15 protein-coding genes are annotated in these 22,713 nt (G+C 40.5%); 10 read left to right on the plus strand and 5 right to left on the minus strand.

Translation table 11 applies throughout. The features are described from left to right. Positions 1-38 precede the first annotated feature (38 nt). Both AC1DXF_RS00995 and AC1DXF_RS01000 read right to left on the minus strand, forming a co-directional pair. Entirely contained in the window at positions 39-1,652 is a 1,614-nt protein-coding gene (locus tag AC1DXF_RS00995; RefSeq protein WP_477445190.1) for a hypothetical protein, read from the minus strand. After that, positions 1,649-3,103, minus strand: a complete 1,455-nt coding sequence (locus AC1DXF_RS01000) for an ImmA/IrrE family metallo-endopeptidase (protein WP_477445192.1) — start codon at positions 3,101-3,103, stop codon at positions 1,649-1,651. Before AC1DXF_RS01000 ends, AC1DXF_RS00995 begins: the two co-directional genes overlap by 4 nt. Positions 3,104-3,535: 432 nt before the next feature. Here AC1DXF_RS01000 and AC1DXF_RS01005 point away from each other — a divergent pair, with 432 nt between their 5' ends. From AC1DXF_RS01005 to AC1DXF_RS01045, 9 genes are all read left to right on the plus strand, one after another. Then, on the plus strand, positions 3,536-4,135 hold the full coding sequence (locus tag AC1DXF_RS01005) for a hypothetical protein (protein WP_477445194.1): 600 nt from the start codon (positions 3,536-3,538) through the stop codon (positions 4,133-4,135). Between the two features lie 65 nt (positions 4,136-4,200). After that, complete coding sequence (locus AC1DXF_RS01010; RefSeq protein ID WP_477445196.1) at positions 4,201-4,329, plus strand: hypothetical protein; 129 nt, start codon at positions 4,201-4,203, stop codon at positions 4,327-4,329. 4 nt (positions 4,330-4,333) lie between these two features. Beyond that, entirely contained in the window at positions 4,334-4,510 is a 177-nt protein-coding gene (locus AC1DXF_RS01015) for a hypothetical protein (RefSeq protein ID WP_477445198.1), read from the plus strand. Between the two features lie 5 nt (positions 4,511-4,515). After that, positions 4,516-5,577 carry a DUF932 domain-containing protein gene (locus AC1DXF_RS01020; RefSeq protein WP_477445200.1) on the plus strand — a complete coding sequence of 354 codons (1,062 nt, stop codon included), beginning with the start codon at positions 4,516-4,518 and terminating at the stop codon, positions 5,575-5,577. 544 nt (positions 5,578-6,121) lie between these two features. Further along, positions 6,122-9,031 (plus strand): hypothetical protein, encoded by a 2,910-nt coding sequence (locus AC1DXF_RS01025; RefSeq protein WP_477445202.1) that lies wholly within the window; start codon positions 6,122-6,124, stop codon positions 9,029-9,031. Next, positions 9,031-15,150: a DEAD/DEAH box helicase gene (locus tag AC1DXF_RS01030; RefSeq protein ID WP_477445204.1), complete on the plus strand. Its 6,120-nt coding sequence runs from the start codon at positions 9,031-9,033 to the stop codon at positions 15,148-15,150. Before AC1DXF_RS01025 ends, AC1DXF_RS01030 begins: the two co-directional genes overlap by 1 nt. Continuing rightward, positions 15,147-16,229: a PD-(D/E)XK nuclease family protein gene (locus AC1DXF_RS01035; RefSeq protein ID WP_477445206.1), complete on the plus strand. Its 1,083-nt coding sequence runs from the start codon at positions 15,147-15,149 to the stop codon at positions 16,227-16,229. The genes AC1DXF_RS01030 and AC1DXF_RS01035 overlap by 4 nt, the downstream gene beginning before the upstream one ends. Continuing rightward, on the plus strand, positions 16,222-17,352 hold the full coding sequence (locus tag AC1DXF_RS01040) for a DNA cytosine methyltransferase (protein ID WP_477445208.1): 1,131 nt from the start codon (positions 16,222-16,224) through the stop codon (positions 17,350-17,352). Before AC1DXF_RS01035 ends, AC1DXF_RS01040 begins: the two co-directional genes overlap by 8 nt. A 4-nt stretch (positions 17,353-17,356) precedes the next feature. Next, positions 17,357-17,782, plus strand: a complete 426-nt coding sequence (locus AC1DXF_RS01045) for a very short patch repair endonuclease (protein ID WP_477445210.1) — start codon at positions 17,357-17,359, stop codon at positions 17,780-17,782. On the opposite strand, the gene AC1DXF_RS01050 is transcribed toward AC1DXF_RS01045, so the two are convergent. Next, complete coding sequence (locus AC1DXF_RS01050; RefSeq protein WP_477445212.1) at positions 17,760-18,524, minus strand: DUF6602 domain-containing protein; 765 nt, start codon at positions 18,522-18,524, stop codon at positions 17,760-17,762. The two genes, AC1DXF_RS01045 and AC1DXF_RS01050, sit on opposite strands and share 23 nt — an antisense overlap. Positions 18,525-18,617: 93 nt before the next feature. Between AC1DXF_RS01050 and AC1DXF_RS01055 the strand changes: the two genes are divergently transcribed. After that, entirely contained in the window at positions 18,618-19,457 is an 840-nt protein-coding gene (locus AC1DXF_RS01055; RefSeq protein ID WP_477445214.1) for a protein NO VEIN domain-containing protein, read from the plus strand. Between the two features lie 335 nt (positions 19,458-19,792). On the opposite strand, the gene AC1DXF_RS01060 is transcribed toward AC1DXF_RS01055, so the two are convergent. Both AC1DXF_RS01060 and AC1DXF_RS01065 read right to left on the minus strand, forming a co-directional pair. Further along, positions 19,793-21,211: a hypothetical protein gene (locus AC1DXF_RS01060; RefSeq protein WP_477445216.1), complete on the minus strand. Its 1,419-nt coding sequence runs from the start codon at positions 21,209-21,211 to the stop codon at positions 19,793-19,795. 72 nt (positions 21,212-21,283) lie between these two features. After that, the gene (locus AC1DXF_RS01065; RefSeq protein ID WP_477445218.1) at positions 21,284-22,570 is read right to left on the minus strand and encodes an AAA family ATPase; all 1,287 of its coding nucleotides are present in this window, start codon (positions 22,568-22,570) and stop codon (positions 21,284-21,286) included. Between the last annotated feature and the right edge of the window lie 143 nt (positions 22,571-22,713).

A 22,713-nucleotide genomic window follows, 5' to 3' on the forward strand; every position in this document is an offset into this window, starting at 1 on the left:
TATCAAACCTTGAACTTAAGATCATTAGTGATGTATTATCAGGAATAGGTGATGCTCGTGTCCGATTCTATGGAATAACATTCATAGCTGAGCTTTAAACCGATCTTTTCATTCAGGAAATTCAAATATCTGAGTTCGCGTTCATCCGGAGGTTGAGTACCGACCACAACCAAATGTTTTTCCAATAATGTTTTCTTACTGAAGGCGTAATCTGTCAATTGTCCTAAAGCTTCACGAATGCAGGCGAAAGCGGAATTGTACGGTTTGACCTCGTAAATAAAAAAAGTGACGTCGTTACGCCGCCAAATATCGATACGCTTTCTTTCGGTACCCACTTTATCATCCGGAAAAGTCTTTTTTAAATATTGGGCAAACCCGTTTTGGATTTGGTTATGAACCTGTCTTACAAGTTGGGCTGTGCCGAGATTTCGTGTAAAAGATGAGGTGTCTTTGGTTCGGATATCATCATCCATCGGTTCTTCATCCGTAATATCTTCTTCGGTCGGTTCTTCTAACGAAAACTCATCGCTGACACCGGTAATGGCATAACTGCCGAATATTTTCTCAAAATGGCCCTCTTTTTCGCCGGGTATAATTTTATGTATCGTCAGGGCATAATTGAGACCGGTATCAATACGCAAGCCCATTTCCAAAAAATTAACGTGAATCAGATGTCCGAGTTCGGGGTCACCGAACTGATAAACCGACCCGTTTACTTCCGTTACTTCAGCATAAGCGATGATAGTCAGGTTATTAAACCGGCCGTGCGATTTTACAGCTACCAGATCACCCTTTTTGAGGTTCAGTAAATATTTGAGAGTTCGGGAAGAAGTGTCAAATTTAGGTTCATCATGCGAAACGTTCTCGTTAATCCATTTGCCGATAGTGGCAAAATCCTGACCGACCAATCCGGAGAAATCGGTATTCCAGAAAAAACCGGTGGCAATTGCGCTTTTCTCCAGCATATCGGGAAAGACGTTGACAACATCATTGCCGTTATCATCTCCGTATTTGGAACCGATGATATAATAATTGCGTTCAGGAATGTCGGTCGCGATCTGATAATACTTACTCGCAAAATCAAAAAAGTCTTCGTCAGTTTCCTTTTTGGTCAGAATAACCTGATGTAAAACCGAAAGCGGCGCGGTTGCATAATCATCATATTCGAAATGTTTAGCTAATTTCCGGATAATCTCTTTTTTATATATTGGGAGCAGCCTGTAATTTGAATAAATGAAAGCGATTTTCCATTTAGTCATGCTATCGATATCAATGGCATCAATCGCAGAGAAATTGCCAGCCTCTGCGTTTCTAATAATGGCGACAATATTGGCTTTAACCCGTTGAAAAGCTGTTTCCGGTAGCTGCCCGTACTTTTTGAACCACTTGTATTCAGGAGTAAAAAGGTAGGCTGGCGACGAACCTTCTTTGTCCGAAGCCCGGTTCCAAATCCCGAATTTGGAAGACGTGCCGCCACCCAAAATACCGATGGCCTCCGAACCGTGTTCCAGCAAATAAGTAAAGGTATCGGGGTTCCCCACCTGGGTATAATCCGTAAGTGTCATGGCTTCAACTGCAGGCAAAGGCCAGCGCGTCAGAAATTCGTTTAGTTTGTCGTAAGAAACTTGCGGGTCGGAGGTAACAACGTTCATGAATTAAGATTAGGGTTCGGAATCTTGGCTAAGATAATCGTTTGCCCGATTAACGGCGCATGTTCCGTTTGCAAATTAACTATACGTTCACTGATCATGCCGACGTTTTCGGCATCGGAAAGCGAGCAGTATTTGTTAAGGCCGCGTGCGATCCGGTTGCCGTAGCCGTGAGTCCGGGCAAATGCGTCCGCAAATTGTTCGGTATTCAGTGCATTCTCATATTTAATGCGCTTGACTTCTTCGGGATCAATCGGCGTTCCGCTTTGCCAGTGTGCTAAAATATTAGGTTCGGGCTTTTTTTCATAAATATTAAACAGGTGCCCTAACTCATGCGCGATAGCGCCTTCTATTTCAGAAGCGGTAAAATTCAGTCGGTCGCAAAGACTCGGGTTGATAACGACTAGGTGTACATATCGGTTGTATGCAGCATGGTAATAATTGCCCTTAGTACCGCCGATCCCCTTTGAAAGTGCTTGAAGCAGTTGGGTATCGAGCAGATGCAAATCATCTGTAGATACGTAACAAATATGTTGAAACAGCGCTTCATAAGCGCCTCCCCGGACATTTAAGCTCCGATGCACATTGACGGCACAATCCTGAAGCCAGCGGTTAGCCGGGGTTAACGGTGTTGCCAATTGTACTGAGTTTGCGTTTTCGTCGGGTTTTCCATTGATGTTTTTTAACTTCTCGGATATGTAAGCAGCACCTATCGCACCTTGTTCACCGATCAGCATACCCACGGTGTTCTCTTCGGATAAAATTGGGCCGCCGCTGTAACCGTGCGGTTCCGCCACGGGCAACTGCATGGTAAAACCGTTACTATAGCGAGATTGCTGTATATACTTATCGATGTGTTCGAATCCTTGCTTGCTGTACTTAGCTGTGATGCGGCCAAACCTCAGTCGGTTGATTCTTTCTTCATCAGCGCTTAAATCTGGCGCTTCATCGTCACTTAACAGATCATCATGTATGTCATAAAGGTCAACGGGGGGACCGTAATTTTGAAAATTGTATCCGACCGCAACAAGTTCCGAACTTTCGCTTAAAAGGAGATTCTCATTGAGCGGATGAAAATTCGGCGTCTGTAAGCCTGATATCTTACCGATGAAAAGATCATAATAGATGTCCGGTTGCTGATCTTCATGATCTTTATACTCCCAATAAAGTTTCTCTATATCATAAGCGTGGCCGTTGATGATTGCTTTGTTGGTTCGTGTAGGGTTTTTAAAATTGTGGCCGGCCGTCACAAAAACACCTTCCGCATTGATAAAAAATGCGCTTCCGTGAGATACAAAGACTTCCTGATCTCTTTTATAGGAAATTATCGAAAATACGGCTGATATAGGTGTATGCATACTTGTTGAATAAGGTCGCAAAATTACGCTTTTAAGCCGGCGCACCGAAGTGAAGAACGATAACTCTTTGATGCCGTTGCCTGCGGCCCGGGCCATTCGTTGTATCTGCTGCGCAGGATGCCGCTGCTGTCCCTAACAGGGCGCACTTAATTTTCACTATCGTTCAAAACAAGCGCTCCTTTAGCGCAAAAGCATCGCCATTCAGGCCGGTAGCCCTGAATGTCTCCGCACTTGCGAAACACTGGTAACAGTTTGTTATTGGGATCACTGTTTCCAAAAGAAGGAGAAAAAGGATGCTAAATTGGGCACTGTTGCCTGATGATTGCCGATAGTATGCAAAAAGACTACGGCATAAACGGCTGCCTCCCCAAAGGGTCCCCTCCAATTATTCCGTTTCCTTTTTGCTGCGTGTCGTGCCCGGCCATTTGCTTTCTTTTTCTCCTTTTTCTTTTGGAAAAAGCTTTTACGGGAAAGGGGCGAAAGAGAAGAATTAACGAACAAATTTTTTAACTCTTAATGCTTAACAAAATGAAAACAGCAGAAAAAAATGCAAAGCAGGTACAAGGTACTAACGCAAAAAACACCAATGCACCAAGGACAGAGAACCGCCCAAACTTAACAGGAAAGGAAGCCAAACAAGATGAACCCGCAAAAGATGAAAAACCCGCCGAGGTTGCGAAAGTTGAGGCAACCCAAGCCGGTGAAACAAAGGCCGGTGATACCGTTGCAGTGGATAACCAACCCGCTAACGCTGCACCCGAACAACAAGAGCAGCCAATAGCCGGGGACGCGCAAAAGGCAGAAATTAAATATATCAAACCTGCTTTGAATTTGGAACAGACCCTAAAATCGGTGGGTAACCTGCACCGCCTAACCATCCAGCGTTTGGCGTTGATCGGTCGCATCAAAACATTGGAAGATTTTGAAGTGAAACTGGTAGAAGAAAACGACGAGTTGGAAAGCAACCCATATCAAGGTTGCAAATTGATCATCAAAGATGATAAAGGCCGGGAGTTTATCACCAACACGCCAAACCTGATCCGTATGGTTACGCAATTCATTTTTGATGCCTGCCATGAAAAATTAGGCGAGATAGAAGCAAATATCGTTTTCCCGCAACAGGGTTAGTTAACTATGCTCCCGGCTTTTTGTCGGGAGCATTTTTTATGGTTTTACAAAAAACAGGAATTAAGATGTACGAGCAATTTATAGAGTTGACCAACCAAATATTTTGGGAGGGCTACGCCGAACAGTTAGCCAAAGAGAACCCCGAACGGTTTCAGTTTGAGTATAACGACTTTCTAAGTACCTATCAAAACTGACGTTATGGAAGACCGGATTTTTTTACTGGTGAAATGCACCATAAACACCACGCACAAGCACATACACGAAGCGATGCAGGAATTTCGGGAAGATACCATACTGCAATTAACGGATACCGAAAATGTGCAGGTGCTGCAAACGGAGATAATGAAAATGAACACCAAATCATCTAAAAATTAAACATCATGGCACATCAAATAAATTTCAACGAAAAAACAGGCAAGCACAGCTTTATGAGCGTTAAGGAAAAAGCCTGGCATAATTTAGGTCAAATTATTGACCGTTACCCGACCAGTAGCGAAGCGATACAATTTGCAGGGCTGGATTACATTGTAGAAAAACGTGCGCTGTTTACCCTCGACACCAACAATCATGTTTGGAACAACCAACAAGCAATCCCCGATATCGAAGTGCCGAATTACTTTGCTACCGTCAGGGCGGATACCGAGCAGGTTTTGGGTGTTGTAGGTAATGATTACGAAGTCATCCAAAACTGGGAAGCGTTCAGCTTTTTCGATGCCATTGTTGGCGGTGGTGATGGGGTATTATATGAAACCTGTGGGGCATTAGGTAATGGTGAGCGGATATTTATTACCGCTAAATTGCCGGGTTATATCCGTGTAGGTAATGATGACCTGATCGAAAAATACCTTTTTTTAACAACGTCCCACGATGGTTACGGCAGTATTACCGCAGCGTTTACACCTACCCGTATCGTGTGTAACAATACGCTACACGCCGCTTTAGGTAACATGACTAACAGCGTGAAGATACGGCACACGCAAAGCGCACAGGAACGTTTAAAACAAGCCCACAAGGTGATGGGCATATCCAATGTCATGAGCGAACAATTAAACGGAATATTCAACCGCTGGGCACATATCCGTATAACAGATAAACAGGTGCTAAAGTTAGTGCAACAAGCGATGGCCCCAAGTAAGGAAGTGTTACAAAATGTACTGGATGAAAACATTGACGAGTATTCAAGCCAGTTTTTGAACACCGTGGAAAAGGTTTGTGATTTCGCTTTTAGTCACCCTACCCAACAAATGGATACTACACGGGGAACGTTGTTTGGAGCATATAATGCAATCAGCGGGTATATGCAAAATGTGAAGCAATACAAAAATGAAGAAGTAAAATTGAAAACCATCTTATTTGGTAACGGTTTTACCAAAACACAAACCGCCTTTCAGCTTTGTAAAGAGTTTGAAAAAACAAGTGAAACCCAATTAATGCTTAACTAAATAAAGGGGCGAAAGCCCCTTTGTTACTTAAAATCACCATTATGAAAACGTTAATAGCATATCCCGACCGCATAACCATTTACGTCATTGTATTGTTAACTATCGGCTTACTACTTCGTTACATTATAGGCAAACGCAGGTTTAACCGCCGTGGAATTGGAGGAGCACAATATTTTAAATCATATGGAAGAAGCTTGATCACTACTACTTTTGAACGAGTGCTAAATATTATAGCTACTTTAATGATAATAGGGGCAATCATTTTGTACTTGATTAGATAGTAGGAATTAAGGATTTTTGAAATTGCCCGGCGGCTCCGCGATGCGGAGCCCTTACGCCCCCTGTTTACAAGCATATTTATTTTAGCGGTGAAAACAGGGGGCGCCCTAAAATATTCATTGCGAATTGCCAGACTTATTTTTTTATCTTTCCATATTCTTTTAAAGAATGATTTTTAAAATATCGACTAAGCCAGTTATCATGCCTGCTTTTAATTTCTCTTTTTATATCCGTTCACCGTTTTCAAGCTTTTCTGTCAGTTAATATGGAGTACCTGCAATGGAATGCTGTTATTTCGGCCTATTTTTTCAATGCCGATAAAGCAGGAAAAGAAGTATTACTCTACATCACAAAAAAAGAGGTTTCTAGGTTGGGAATCGCCAATTTTGGTTTTAACTCTGAACAGGAAAGCTGGGAAGATTACTGCAATAATGTAAGAAAAGGGTTAAAGTTTACCGGAAAGAGAACATTTTCAGAAAACGTAAAAACGGCTATCGAAGAATGGCTTAAATACAGTCGGTTTATATTTGATCAGAAGAATACTCATCCTTTTCAATTTGAAGGTATTCCAGTTACAAATCCGGATAGCCGGATTACTTATCCTTTTTTTGTTGCGTTTATTCCTTTGTTGATTATCCCCCTTACTCAAAGCAATAATGGTGTTCGCTCTAATTCCTATTACGGGCCGCTTTCAGATTTTTTGAATAATAACAATATATCCGCTCAAAAAGAAGGCACCTCATCTTTCGCCCAAATAGATCTGTTGTGGTCCCAATTGGAAAAATGGACAAAAGTTCATTGTAAAACAGATCTTGGAATTTTTACGGAAAGGCAATTTGGAAATCCTAATTGGCGGTATGTAGGCAAACCTTTTTCGCAATGCATATTAACGCCAAAAAACATCCGTGACATTCCAAAAATGTTCTGGGTCGCCAATATCGCCCCTTTTTCCTTTATCTCGGATCTGCAGTTGGAAAGGATAATTTTTCGCTATGGTCATAAATCATCCGGATTCAGCCAGCGGGTGGTCGATATTTTCAATGACCCAGACAACCCGCTGAAAAAAATAATTATTGACATTGTAAGGGTGGAATTTGAGAATTGGCAAGGTGATGTTATTGAATATGATGAAGATGACAATAATGACAGACCAAAGTCCGGCTGGTCATATGGAATTTTACTCTCTGCGTTTACTTTGACTGCCAAAAATGAGACCTTTCATCATTTTTATCACCTGTTTTCAAAAAGTGATTTTCCAGAAGATTTAATTCTTAATAACGAGCCCGTTATTCATATGGCTAACGGTTTTTCCGAAAAGATCATTGAACCATTCAAGCAAACACTCGAATGGACTGATGTGGAAAATAAGTGGAGGGCAACACCTTCAAAGAGTGAAATAATCCTGTACATATCTGGTTCTTACTTTGGTTTGCCAAGCGATACCTACGTTGAAACTGACAAAATCAGTTTGGTTTCCAGATTGTACCTGCTTTGCCCAGCCGACAAAAAGAAATCGATTGGCGATTGGGGGAAAACTTTTGCACCGGGAAACTTTAAAGAAATTGATTACCTGCACATTCCCGAAGGATATAGTCTATACAGGTTTCAAAATCCAACCGTCGAACACCCTTCAGAACAGTTGTTGAAATTCAAGAATGAAAAGAAGATTGAAATTAAAGGGGGCATAAAAATTAGCAACAGGGAGTTCCTGCCCGTAATGCTACCCACCGTTTGGCTGCCTGGCACGATGGGAATTGAGAAATTATACCTGGAATATGTTTCGGACCAGCAAAAAGTTTACTTGTATAGAAACGACGCAATTCCCGAGGAATTTTTTCTTCCCGAAACTATTAAGACCGGCAACTATTTTACAATCAAAATGGAAGCTGAATCTCTGGCAGGTGATGATATTCCCTATTGCGTAATCGAAAGTTCCTTTAGTCCATTAGATATTATTGAAGATAACCTGGCCAAACGCAACTGCCGTGGTGAATTGTGTTTGCCAAACGAAACAGAATTTGTCAGGGGTAGCAATGCCATTTATAACAATTGGCTCAGGCAACAGGCCTGTTCGACAGAATTCATACCGGTTGATTATGATCCTGTTGATTTTTATTTATTCCAGGAGCCATATTTATTGACGAACGGGAATTTGATCTTGGAATACCTCACGCTAAAAAGAAATGCAAATTTCGAGGAATTCTCTGCGGTGATGGAATCCTTGGCTGCCATTACCCTGGCTTGGGACGATAAATACTATAAGATTAACCCCAAATATGTAAAAAAGCAGGCTATAAATTATTATGATTTTGCAGGGTTTCTTGACTACGATTATTCGCTCGACAAAATCACCATCAACAAACCCCAAATTCTTATAGTGCCATCAACAAAAAGTGTTGAGGCGATATTAATTGGCGGGCGCACCGGTAAATTTGTGGAAGTCTTGATCGCAGCATGTGCGGAATGCAGGATTAATATCAGGATCATTCCCCAACAAAAGCAGCTTGACCAATATTTGTTACCAGACACCATTAAACTCATTCCCGCAGGATGCCCAAATAGTACACAGGCATGGATGTCACTCCGGAAGTTGGCAGAGAAACTAAGCATTGAATTTTATGTACTAAACAAGCCTTATGCAACCCCGCAAATTGTCCAATTTGGGTTGCAGGATTTCAGCGCAAACCTTAAGGAATACAAATCTTATATATTGGAAAACAATGTGGCCAATATTAAAGATTTTGCCTGGGCCAGGAAAACTTTCAATTCAGAAACACTGGCCTTTGAAAAAGACATGTCGAATACGATAGACAAAAACCTGTCGTTGCAAGAATATTTTTTGCAATACCGTTACCGGTACATTTTATGGCTTGATGGAACCAGTTATGAAGTAGACCGGAACTGGGGGCGTTTTTTACTGCTTGCAGAACTGAAGAAACACGTCATATTTTATTCCAACGAGAAGAAAATACTCGCCATACCTAAATTAATTGAGTTGCCAAGGCTAATTGCAGAATCTATTACCCTCTTAAGCGGTTCGACGCCGTATTTCAAAAAATTGGAGACAGGTGGAAAAAATCAAATTTTCCAGCTTTACATGAACGTCCCTAAACTTTTTGCAGAGAACCTGTTTAAAAAGTTTAACCAAAATATCCAACCAAACCTTCATATATAATGAGAAATCCTATTCATTCGTTTGATACGATTAAAGATAATTACATCCGTTATGTGGAAACGGCATTTGATACAAAATTTGATAGTGTTGATGATGAACGCAATGAGCTTTTAAATACCGATAAAGTACTTTACCGGGAACCCTGGATTGAGCCATTACCTGACTACAAACCCAGCCATGTTAAAATACCTTCTTTGGCAAGGGCTGATGTAGCAAATGCTCTAACTGAACATGAACTGGCTATTTTTCAAGGGCTCGTGACTACAGGTTTGTTTCCTGGGACTTTCCCCCTCCACAGCCATCAGGCTGAAATGCTGCGAAAAGTCATGGAAGGGAAAAATTGCATCATTACTTCCGGCACTGGTTCTGGAAAAACAGAATCGTTTTTATTACCGCTTTTTGCCCAGTTAAGCAAGGAGCTTGCAAGTTGGGGGCATTCTGCCGGCTGCAATAAAACGCAATGGTGGAATGACAAAAACCTTAAGGACCACCAAATTGTGGATGGCAATTACGAACTATCAACCCTTGCCAGGCAGAGGCCCAGCGACGGCAGGCCACAGGCTGTAAGAGCGTTGATCTTATATCCCATGAATGCGTTAGTGGAAGATCAATTGACCAGGCTTAGAAGGGCACTTGATTCTGATGAAACCAGGAATTGGCTTGATAAAAACGCTAAAAACAATCGCCTATACTTTGGCCGTTACACCGGCGCTACACCTTCTTCGGGTGAATTGCACTCCTTTAAAGGTGATGGCAACCGGGTGATAAACAGCTATAAGATCGAAGAGCTAAGAAAAGAATTGAAGACAATCCACAATGCATCTTCCGACATACAGGAATACATTGCTGATGGAAACGAAAACGACCGCCAAAACCTCACGTCATTTTTTCCAAGGCTCGATGGCGCGGAAATGCGCACCCGGTTTGATATGCAAGTTGCTCCACCTGATATTATGATCACCAATTATTCCATGTTGAGCATCATGTTGATGCGTGATATTGACAATGGAGTATTTGAAAAAACCCGTAAGTGGCTAAATTGTGAGGATGAGTTTACTGTCCATTTAACACCATCGCAAAAAGAGGAAGCAAAAAAATCAAGGGTTTTCCATTTGATCATAGACGAGCTCCATCTTTACAGGGGTACACAAGGGACAGAGGTAGCTTACCTGTTAAAGGTCATATTAAACAGGTTGGACTTACATCCTGAACATCCACAATTGCGGATACTGGCATCGTCAGCATCCCTGGATCCTGGCGATACCAGCAGCGCGGCTTTCATCCAAGACTTTTTCGGCGTAAAGGATGCCAGGGCGTCCTTCGAAATCATAACCGGAATTAACAACCCTGTTAAACAGCTCCCGGATGATATTAAGTTGTTACCGGTTTCGCCATTTATAGCAGTCAACAACGCGTTTTATGAAGACGGCGAAGACCTGGAAGCTGAAGATTTTAAAAATAAATGCCAAATTGCAGCTGAAGAGCTTATAAAATTTGCAAGCATTGATGCTATCACCTCGCCGGCGGACGATCCGGTTTTTCGTTTACTGAAAGTTTTACTTGACGGAAAACTGAAGCTTCGCGAAAGGCTGTATCAGGCCTGCACTATTGAGGGAAAAGAAAGAGCGGTATGTTCGTTACGGGCAAGGGGGGACCAGGAGACCGGGAAAATCTTTGTTGAAGCAATATTTGAAAATCATTCCGACCAAAAGCAAGTCAGAAAAGCACTGGGTGGGCTTTTAATCTTACGTTCGTTGTATGACCTTAAGAAGTATGATAAAATTGAAAAGGACAATGAGAGTTGCAAATTGCCCCGTTTCAGGTTTCACTATTTTTTCCGAAACATCGAGGGGCTTTGGGCCTCGCTGAATCCCAAAGAAAATAAAGCAGAATACCTGGACGAAGAAAGGACCGTAGGGAAATTATATCCGCAGGCCCAGATTAAATCTGAATCGGGCCACCGCGTATTGGAAGTCCTTTATTGCGACAATTGCGGGACTACCTTATTTGGGGGCAGCCGGCTGAAGATCGGGGATGATGCTTTTGAACTATTGCCGCTAAGCCCAAACATTGAAGGCATTCCCGAGAAAACACCACACAGGTTACTGGAAAGAAGAAGTTATCAGGAATTCGCCGTCTTTTGGCCTATAGGTAAACAGGAATTTGAACCTCACGAAAGGCCTAATGGCTATTGGCGGCAAGCGACATTAAACAGCACTATTGATCAATCATTGTTCAGGTCAAGCTGGAAACCAGCTTGCTTAAATATTTATTCAGGTGATATTAAGGAACAATTTTCTAAAGTCAACGAAGAGCCCGAAAGCTGGATAAAAGGGTATTATTTCAAAATTGTACGGGAAGGCCAGGGTAATCATGATATCGCATCCTACCGGGATCCAGATGGAAATATCGAGGAAACCCACAAGGCTACACCTTGTGTATGCCCGGGATGCGGTATAAATCATAGCAAATACGATAAGAATTCTTCTAAAGCAAAGATTTCTTCCATAAGAGGTTTCAGGACGGGTTTTGCGAAATCCAGTCAAATGTTTGCAAAAGAGTTACTATACCAGTTACCGCCAAATCCCATCGAACGCAAACTCGTGGTATTTTCCGACAGCAGGGAGGATTCTGCCCAGGTTGCTAACGGGATTGAGCGGAACCACTTTAGTGATTTACTCCGCGAGCTACTGATAAGGGAGCTCAATTGCCGGTTGATTATCAAACTGGATATATTAAATATATTTAAATCAGGTGCCATGGATCGCCTTGAAAGTTTCCGGGACGAATATCCCCAGTTGATCGACGAAATAGATGACATTTGGGATGCCGCAACACGGGAAAGGGTAAGGCCGACACCAAAAGCACTGGCTGACAAAAATGCTGCCTTACGAAGAATAAAAGAGATCGAAACAAGGGTAATTAAAGTAAGGGACCTGGTAGAATACACAAATACTCAAAATCTTGCACCTTTGGTGCAAAAGTTAGCCGCCCTTGGAATAAATCCAGGTGGCAATGATATTAAGCTCCAAAAAGTCCAACACAACAACAGTACTATCAAATGGTATGATATTATTGACTTCGAGACAATGGAATGGCGCGATGGCGCTGATGGCGATTTTATCAAGAAGATCAAAAACGGAACGGTAAACAAATTGGCATCTATGTTTTTTGCTTCTTTATTTTATTCCTTTGAAAGTTCCGCATTAGGTTATCTCACAATTAACCCGGAAGACGAAAAACTCGCTACATACGCCCTGAAAACAGGCTTGTCAAAAAGCGATTTTTTAGACATTGTAAATGCTGTTATCCGCATCCTGGGTGATAAGTATAAACACAATCAAGTGGATCCCGACTATTTCCCTTTTAGAATCATTGAATATAAGGAATGGCCCGCCCTCCTAAGGGACTACCTTAAAATCGTTGCGGAAAGGAAAAGCATTGATCCGTTAACGCTTGGTGGAAACATTTTTGACCTGTTGGCAGATTTGGATATTTTCAGAAGTGACACCGGGCTTCAATTCGAGGATTTATACATCAAGGCATCCATTTCCACTGACAAGGTTTGGACAAGCCCAAAAGGAAGCCGTCCGCACCTGCATTTTTCCGGAGGTGTTTGTACGCAGTCAAAAAGCTTGCTGAATACCGTTGCAGATACTACTTGTGAAGATATCTGGCTGAAAAATTACATTTCCTATTCTGCCATAAAATTGAACAGGGACCCCATACGGATACATTGCGAGGAGCTAACCGGGCAAACCGATAATCAATTTGAAAGGCAAAGGCATTTCAGAAACGTCATTTTAAAAAAAGATGGCAATTCCTTGGTGAGGCAAATTGACCTTCTGAGTGTAACGACAACCTTGGAAGTTGGAGTGGACATTGGTGCTTTACAAGCCGTGATGCTGGCCAATATGCCACCCCAACGCTTTAACTACCAGCAACGGGTAGGACGTGCTGGACGCAGGGGGCAAGCGTACTCTGCCATCTTGACTTTTTGCCGTGGCCGCAGCCACGATGAGTTTTATTTCGCGAACCCGCAAAAAATAACCGGGGACAGCCCTCCAACACCGTTTTTAACGATGAAGCAGGAGCGGATTTGCCTCAGGTTATTATCTAAAGAAATATTGAGGCAGGCCTATCGGTCAATCGCAGTAAACGAAAATAATGACGAAGATAAATCGAGTATCCACGGCGTTTTCGGAAAAATTACAAATTGGGGTTCCTACAAACGTGATTTGACTGCATGGCTTTCCGGCAATAAATTAATGATCGGCAGGATTATTGAAGCATTAACACCTGTTCAATTGATAGACAGTAAGCCAACATTTTTGGAGTATTTTACAGCAATTGATTCGGCAAAAGGGTTTATTTCCCGCATGCAGAACCTGATAGATAATCATGAAATCCCAACCGACGATATTTCACAAAAATTTGCAGAGGGCGGGATACTGCCGATGTTCGGTATGCCTACTGACGTCAAAAACCTTTATCATGGAACTGGTAAAAATAATTCAATATTAAAAATCGACCGTGCGCAGTCCATGGCTATCTATGAGTTTGCCCCGGCAGCGCAGAAGACAAAAGACAAGGGAATATACCAATCCATAGGTTTTACCAGTGACATCATGAAAACCCGTGACAGGACTGGTCGCGAAACTATCACTAATAAAAGCGATAGTCAATCCGGGAATTCCCCGTTTTACTTAAGCCGCTGGATGGAAAGGTGCAAGAAATGCGGATACAATCAGACATACCAGGAAGGAAGCGAACCAGACAACAGCCAATGCCCAGTATGCAGTAATTTTGATCCTTTTTCATTTAGCAAGTTCATCATCAAATCCCCCAAGGCCTACAGGACTAATTTCCTGTTAGGGCTGGATTCAAAGGACGAAGCTGATTTAGTAACGAACAGGCCCCCCATTTATGCAGATCATTCCATGGAAGAAGATGCCGAACGGATTAATGAGGTAACGGGCAATTGCAGAATCCTTATTTCAGATAAGGACGTTACTTGGCGTGTTAATACTAATGGCGATAAATTTTATCAAGGCAGCTATTATACCATTGATAATACCGAAAAGGAGACCAAGCAATCTTTCAGGTTTTTAAACCAATGGGTGATGGACGGGCTAACTAGCCCACTTGTGTTACCAGATGATAACCTGGTAAACTTTTCCAACGCAAAAGTTGAAGCGCCTTTGGCCATCGCCATTAATAAAAAAACCGAGATATTTAAACTTTTTCCTGTTTCCGTCCCTCCGGAACTAAATATGAACATGTTTAAATTGATGAATAATCCCAACTTGGTGGAACGGCAAAGCCTGGGTGTCAGGGCGGGTTATTATTCAGCGGCTTTTATTTTGCAAAGAGTGTTAGCGGATACGTTGGACATTGATCCGACTGAAATTGAGATTGCGGATATTACAAAGATTGAGATTAATGATCCGGTACCCAAAGATGTAGGTGCAATCATATTGACAGATGAACTACCTAACGGCTCTGGCTTCGTAAGGCATTTATACGACCATTTTGACACCATACTTGATGAAGCATTGGATCCCCAAAAACAAGGCTCCTATATGGCAAAAATCCATGATAGTGAACACAAAGACAAATGCGCAGATGCCTGTTACGACTGCTTGAAAGTTTACAGGAATATGAATTGGCACAGTTTGTTGGATTGGCGTCTAGGTATAGGTATTCTCCGGTTATTGAGGGATAACAGTTATAAGTCTGGTGCGGATGGGTTATTTGATTCATTTATTGAAATTAATGGTTGGTTGGAATCAGCAATTAAGCTTCGCGACCAGTTTGTCGACAGCTTTTTTGCTGATAAACACGAGACACGGGATGAGTTTATGACTAGCTTCAATGGCATTCCTGCAATAAGGCACGGCAACCCAGAACGGGGAAGAAGGAAAATAATTTTGCTGGTACATCCTTTTTGGAATCTTGAACATTTGGAGGAGGATGCTTGGTACACCCTTGCAATAAGTGCGGCTCACGCCTATATCGCAGACAGGAATGGTGACATAGATGAGGATTTTGAGTGTTTGGACACATTCAACCTGCAAAGGCGGATTGGTTGGTGTTATCAAAAAATCATGAATCAATGATAAAGCGACTCGAACTGCCCTTGATAAAGGAAATTGAAAAGCTTTCGGTAAGCCAATATTACGCCGCAACTCATTGTCCATACAAGCTCGCCTTGGCCTGCGCCTTCAACTTTCAACAGTTGATGCCAATTAGTCCCAATGCCTATCTGGGAAGCATTTTGCATAAAATGCTTGAACTGATAGCAAAAAGAGTTATCCAGAATGAGGTGCATTTTGAAGATTATTGGAGAAGGCTAATCGACGAAAAGGAAGCTAGCTTGCGGAATGCAGGGTCGTCAGCAATGGTTCCATTAAAATACTTTTGTGACGACTTTGCCCTCAAAAAACTGAAGGTCAGAGGGCTGTTGAAAAGACAAGGCACGCCATCAAAATCCGCAGGCTCACAGTTAAAAAACCGGTATGCAGAAGAAAAACTCACAAATCCTGAAAATACGGTCACCGGCATTGTTGACCTTATTATAAAGAATGAGAACGGAATCATCTTTTTGGATTTTAAGACTGGGGCAATTTACGACGGCACCTTGAATGAAAACGGTGAGGCTGCTGTTAAAAAAGATTATGAATATCAACTGAAGCTCTATGCTTACCTTTATTATTTAAAGACAGGTATTCTTCCAGACCGGTTGTTTATAGTCACATTGGAAAACTCCTATGTCGAAGTTGCATTTACTTTTGAAGAATGTAAAGTCCTTTACCAGGACGCTATTGTGTTCCTCAACAACATTAATCAAACTTTGGCAAAGAAAAATTATGCTTCCCTGGCAAATTGCAGTTTAGACAATTGCAAGTTCTGTGCTTACCGCCCAGCCTGCGCGTTTTATGACACTTGGTTTGAAACAAATTTTGAAGACACAAAGGATTTGAAAGGAAAACTTTTAAAAGTAAATACCTTTGGCAACAATACTGTTGGATTGGAAATCGAATTATCCGGTCAAAAGGCCTTAGTGAACGGCTTTGATATGGCCACAAAAGAAAAATTAGAAATGAACATTGGGCATCAATTAAAGATATATAACCTTAGGAAAAGTAAAAATTCCATAAACGCAACTGCAAACCACTATACTACTATTTATGCCTAATCAAAAAAAAATACCTCTTCTTTCTTTTTTTGCGGGTGGTGGTTTTATGGACATGGGGTTTATTAAAGCAGGTTTTGATATTGTCTGGACAAATGAATTCGACCCTGTATTTGCTGAATTGTACAAACAAGGTATAACATCGTGGCTGAAAAACAGGAATGGCAATGCTACCGGGGCTGTTCATGAGATAAGCAATCAGAAATCATTAAAGGAAATAGACAGCCCACAGATAATGAAGGAGGCATTTAAGCAAAAAGTGCCTAAAATATTCGGAATGACGGGAGGGCCACCATGTCAAGATTTTAGCATTAATGGAAATCTTGAGGGATTTAAAGGTGAAAAAGGTTCCTTAACTGATACGTTCCTTTGCAAAATCCTGGATTTGCAACCTGCATTTTTCATAATGGAAAATGTAACGGGGTTGTTAAAAGTTAAGCAAAATGCCAAACACTTTTTGCACCTGCTTGATATATTAAAAGAGATATACTTGATAGATTTTTCAGTATTGAACAGCCTGGACTTTGGAGTACCTCAATCCCGTGAAAGGGTGTTTGTGGTGGGCGTAAACAAAAACATATATGACCTTTCAAAAATAAAACCGGGTTTAAATGGTCAATGGTTCCCATTTCCCAAAGGCTCAGAACATAGTCAGCACCTGGAAACACATCCGTGGCCAATTGCCGCCAATTTTGGAGCTGACGCAAGCCGACCTGAAACTATCCCTCTCAACTTATGTGTTGAATCTTGCTTGGTTCCCCAGGCACAAGAAAAAGTTGTAGCTAATGGGAGCGAATATTTCAACCTATACGTCACAGAGGAAAAACTGAGTAATATAAAAGAGGGTGAGACTAACAGGCCCTCTTTTAAAAGATTACACCGTTACAAGTACAGCCCGACCACTTGTTACGGTAACAACGAAGTACACCTGCATCCTTACCTTCACCGCCGCCTATCTGTAAGGGAGGCACTAAGGATACAAAGCGTAGAGGATAGCTATGTATTGTCCCCCAAGTTGCCATTAAGCAAAAAATTTAAAATGATAGGAAACGGGGTTCCGGTACTACTTGCTGAAGCGGTCGGAAACGCATTATGCCAATTTTTAAAATCATTACCCGTAATTTAGTTTAATGGATATATGGTCAAAAGAGAAACGCAGTAAAGTCATGTCCAAAATCCGGTCAAAGAACACCAAGCCGGAGATGCAGCTACGTTCATTTCTTCACAAAAAAGGTTTTCGTTTCAGAATTCACCGGAAGGATTTACCGGGTAAACCCGATCTCGTTTTACCTAAATATAATGTTGCAGTGTTTGTACATGGCTGTTTTTGGCACTACCATAGTGATTGCAGGGAGGGGCGGGTGCCCGACACTAATTCTAAATTTTGGCATGATAAGCTGTCTAAAAATATTTTCCGCGATGTTGCGCATCAGCAAAAATTAACTGAAATGAACTGGCGGGTAATTGTTATATGGGAATGTGAGCTTGAATCGGCTTTCAAAAACAATGAAATGGATAGCTTGGTCGAAAAAATTACGGGCGCTTCATGTTCTTAACATTCAGCAAATAATTGCCTAATTTCGGCGTACCGCGGCTTGCCTCTGTATTAGACAAGTCGCCGACGGCAGTACATAAATAACCAATAACCTCTTCATGAATACCATTTTCTTCATCAAAGGGCAAATGCCACCAACCGCTCGCAGAGTTCATTACCCACCCTTTTCCCATAATACAAATACTACAGATCAATGGGTCGGTTTCCCAATGCGGGTCTATCTTTTTATACAAATCTAAAATGGTTTTAGATGTATATTTTCTGCCTGAAAAATCGAATGCAAACACCTCATATTTGTGCTTTACAATAAAATGCTCGAAGGGACGCCCATGTTCATCATGATAACCAGACGTCGGTAACAAATTACCTTCCAGAAATTTAAAATTATCATAAGCACTCCTTAGAGTACCCAAATCAAGATTCGACTTTACCTCAGTGCATTTTAGTACAGATTCAATTGGAAACGTTCCAAATCCGTCTTTTTCAAGAAAAAAGAACGCAGGCAAGAGGTTTTTACTGTAAATACAAAGGTCAATTTCTTTCGATAAACTACCATTGGCATCTACCACCTTCCCCGTGCCGATGCCGAAGTTGGAATTAAGTAATGGAGATATAAGAGTATTGAGAATAATTTCCCGGAGTTTACCGGTAAGGTAAGCATGGCCTAAGCCCTTTGCCGCTAAAGAATCACTTTTCGCCTTATTAATTTGGTTGATTATTAAATCGCGTATTAGCTTATTCATAAGTCCAGGTTAAATCAAATATTACATTTTTAATTAATATATTCATCTTTATTTTTAGCGGTATCAGGCAAAAGTGAATCACCGACAGATTTAATGGACTTTATCGACTGGACAGATGCAGAAGTAGAACTAATTGTAGCAGATTACATAAGTATGCTAAAGGATGAATTGCGTGGCGTGACGGTTAATAAAACAAATCACCGTAAAGCGATAATGCCTTTATTGAACAATAGATCGCATGGTTCAGTCGAATTTAAGCATCAAAATATCAGTGCTGTTTTAAGTGAAATGGGTTACCCCTTTATCAAAGGGTATAAACCACGGTTTAATTTTCAACGCTCTAAACTGACAGCGGCAGTCGACTGCCATATCCGAGCGGATAAGACTGTAGAACCCCTTTTTCTTGAATTTTCAGACGCTGTGCCTGCCATAACACGGCCGGTGGAGTTTGCGACTTGGGTTGTCAGCCCACCTGAAATAAAGGAGGTTAACTATAAGCAGAAAACAGCCCGGCGTCCTATTAAAATCAATTTCCTGGAGCGTGAGCAAGAAAATAGAATTCTTGGGTTGAACGGTGAGCAATTAGTGTTGGAATATGAGCGCTATAATTTAATAATCGCTGGCAAAGATTCCCTTGCAGACAAAGTGGAGTGGGTTTCTAAAGATTTAGGGGATGGTTTGGGCTTTGATATATTATCAAAAAACTTGAATGGGACGGACAAATACGTAGAAGTGAAGACGACAAAATTGAGCAAGGAAACGCCCTTTTACTTTTCTGTAAACGAATATAATTTTTCTATAGAAAATGAACCAAACTTTCATTTGTACCGTGTTTTTAATTTCAACAAAAACCCACAGCTTTTTAAACTGCATGGTCGTTATGATAGTTTTTGCAAAATAGAAGCCCAGCAGTTCATAGGTAAGTTTAGTTAATCATGGAAGAATATTTAGAGCATAATTATTTCAATACTTACTATTACAGTAATATTATTGACAACATTCTTACCGACGACATTGAAACAGTAGGTTTTATCTCAGACTTCTTTAATGATAATTATGCCACTAATTACTATGATAATCGAACGCGTGATTAACATCGTCGGCACCCTGATGATTATAGCAGCGATTATTTTATACATGATCAGATAGTAGGAACTAAGGATTTCTGAAATTGCCCGGCGGTTCCGCGATGCGGAGCCCTTGCGCACCCAGTTTACGTTGCAGATTATTTTAGCGGTGTAAACAGGGTGCATTTAAGAACAGTAAAATTAAGCGCAGTTAAACATAATTAATTCCAGTTTGACTTCTTTATCAGCATCTTCCGGATGTTTGAAAATAAATGAAGCGCTACTGTCATTGGTTTTTCCATTGTAGGTTTTAAAAAGGGGATGTTTTTTTATACTTTCAATAGCTTTATCAATTATGCCGCTAAATCCCTGGACTGTTTTATTGAATATTATAAATGCCAATTTCTCATCCCGCCAGGTAACGTATCGCTCAAAAAGCTGATCTAAAGCCGGATGAATCTGGCCTTCGCCACCCCATACTTTACATTCAGCAATAAAGACATTTTCCCCTTTTTGATTTTGTATTAAGATATCTGTTTTACCAATTTTATTGAATGTCTCCCCGGTTGCTGAATGTGAGGGTGACATAGAGTTGAGGTAAGGGAGGAAAAATTCCCGAAAACCTTCTTCGTCAAATTTTGAGTGCAAACTTTTATATTTTTCCAGGTTTTTACCAAAATAGTAAATCAGGTTTAATATTTTTTGATAGGCATTTTGGCTGATATCTGACAACGCATCAGCCAATATCACCGGGTCAGCGGCTTTGGTCTCAAAAATTATTTTTAATGTGCTTTTAACTTCCTTTTCAACTTCTTCACCTGAATAAACTTTATTGGGATAAACTGTTAAATCGGTTTCCTTATTTTCTGTAATATTTACTGACCTTACAGATGGTAAATCTCTCAAAACGATACAGGTTTCCTGTAGACGGGTCTTATCTTTTAAAAACACCTTAACATATTCTTTACCGTAGGTCTCTCTAATTTCTGTTTGGAATTCTGGCATGATAGTAATTGCTTTATGTGTTAAACCGACTCCTGAATTTATATCAGGAACGACTACTCGTTCGATAAATCGCTCAAAGGTAGTCCGTGGAATTTTTTTATTTAATATTTTCTCAAATGTTTTTCGATAATTTTCTTTTACGATTTTAATGTTTGTCCAATTATGAATTTGTTGAGTGGTTTCCATTTTTAAATCGCTTTTTTCATTTGCCGTTAACCACTCAAATTTGCTGACCTCTATGATATTTGGGTTTTCATTTAGCTGATTTAATGTTTTATCAGTATAAAAATCCCACAACTCCGGGCTGGGCTTGTGTGTTACTGGATCGGATTTTTTTATTCCTACTTTGTTTTTAAACATTTCATTTATAGTCAAAATCACGGTTTTGTCTTCTTTATTGACAGATTCATAGGTAATCCATATATGTTTTACCGTTTGAAATAAATCTTCAATTACATAAAAAAGCATTGTTGCGTACCGTAAATTTTCAAAGGTTGGCTGTATGTCTGCCATTTCAGCTACATCGGCAATTACATCCCAAGCTGGAAAAACGCTATTTTCCTTTTTATATATCGCAAATAACTCCTGGTTTAACTCTTTGTGAATAATGTGCATTACTTTATAATAAACTTTTGCCGCAGTTTGATCAGTGCGATATTCAAAAAAGGCAGCCGGTTTCGTTAATGTTTATTCCTTGTTTGTTAAATCATTAAAAAGATCTAACTGGTCTAGTTTGGGAATTGCGCCATACTTTCCACTGCTATAATCCTTGTCAAAAGAAGCATCGTTCCGAATTGTCGGGTCTTTAAAATAAAGACTGTTAATTGTTGTAGCACCGACATCGTTCTTTTCAGCAAATATCATCTGGTCCCGTCTCAGCATTTTTTTTAAAAGCGAAGTATTGTGACAAGTACAAATTAGTTGCGCGCCGTTGGGATTGTTCTCATTAGAATTAAATAGCCCTATTATCATTTTTAATAGGTGTTCATGAAAACGTGAATCAAGTTCATCAATCCATAAAATTTTTCTCTCAACTAGCGCTTCTAAAATTATTCCGAGCAACGCAATATACTTCTGTGTGCCTAATGACTCATTTCGAATCAGGTCAAAAAGTGTAGTATCGGTTTGTTTTTTTTCATCATTGTAAACTTTGTGGGCGGTCTTGACCTGGTAACTGTCCTGCGCGCCAAACATTAGTGAAATAAAACTTTCGCTTAGATTGCTGCGAAGAGCTTTTTCCTTAATGGCAACATCTATACTGGAAAAGCCAAGGTCAGATTTAGCAATGATTTCGTGAATTTTTTCACGATAAACAGGTTGTTTTAACAGGCTTGCTGTATGGTCTATAAGTTCTTCGGTATTGGTCTCAAACACAACCATGGTACTGTTGAACCATTGGGAAATGGTCGTCCCAATTGGTACATTAAACTGTGCCAGTACAGAAATAAAAAGCGAATTATTACGGGTGAGCTCTTTTAATATCTCAATCTTATTTTTTGGTTCATTTAGCAACTTAGGGTTTATTGTAAAATGGTTATCACGTCGCAGGTACAACTCTTCATCCTTTCTTTTATCAGCAAAAGAAAGCCATTCTGCTAAAATCTCTTTTTTTGTCACGGTAAACCCGTATCGATACTTCACTTTTTCCACCAAAAATATCACTTCAAAAGTGCTTGGGTAATTCAGTTTTGCATTATTAAGTCGAAAGGGTTCCACCTTAATTTCTTCTGATGCCTGGCTTTCTTTTGACGAATTCAATACAAACTGCTGCATAAATCGAAATGCTTTTAGCAAATTGCTTTTGCCACTGGCATTTGGACCATAAATTACAGTAGATTTTACCAGTTTTAAATCCTTGAAAAAGTAGGGGTAATAGATATTTCCGGCATGCTCTTTTATGGTGCCCGCATCCATTCGAAGTTTGCCGTTATTCTTAAAAGACAGATAGTTATCAACTGAAAATTCAATTAGCATACTCAAGTTATTAACACGTTTTGTGATATTTTCACAGTGAAATCAAATATAAGTATTTGTATGTGGATAAATAACATCTTATTTTGAGAGATATTCTCAAAATTCCATTTTTTTGTTGTATATATTTGAAATATTAAAATCAA

It is taken from the genome of Mucilaginibacter sp. P2_A5 (assembly GCF_056404995.1).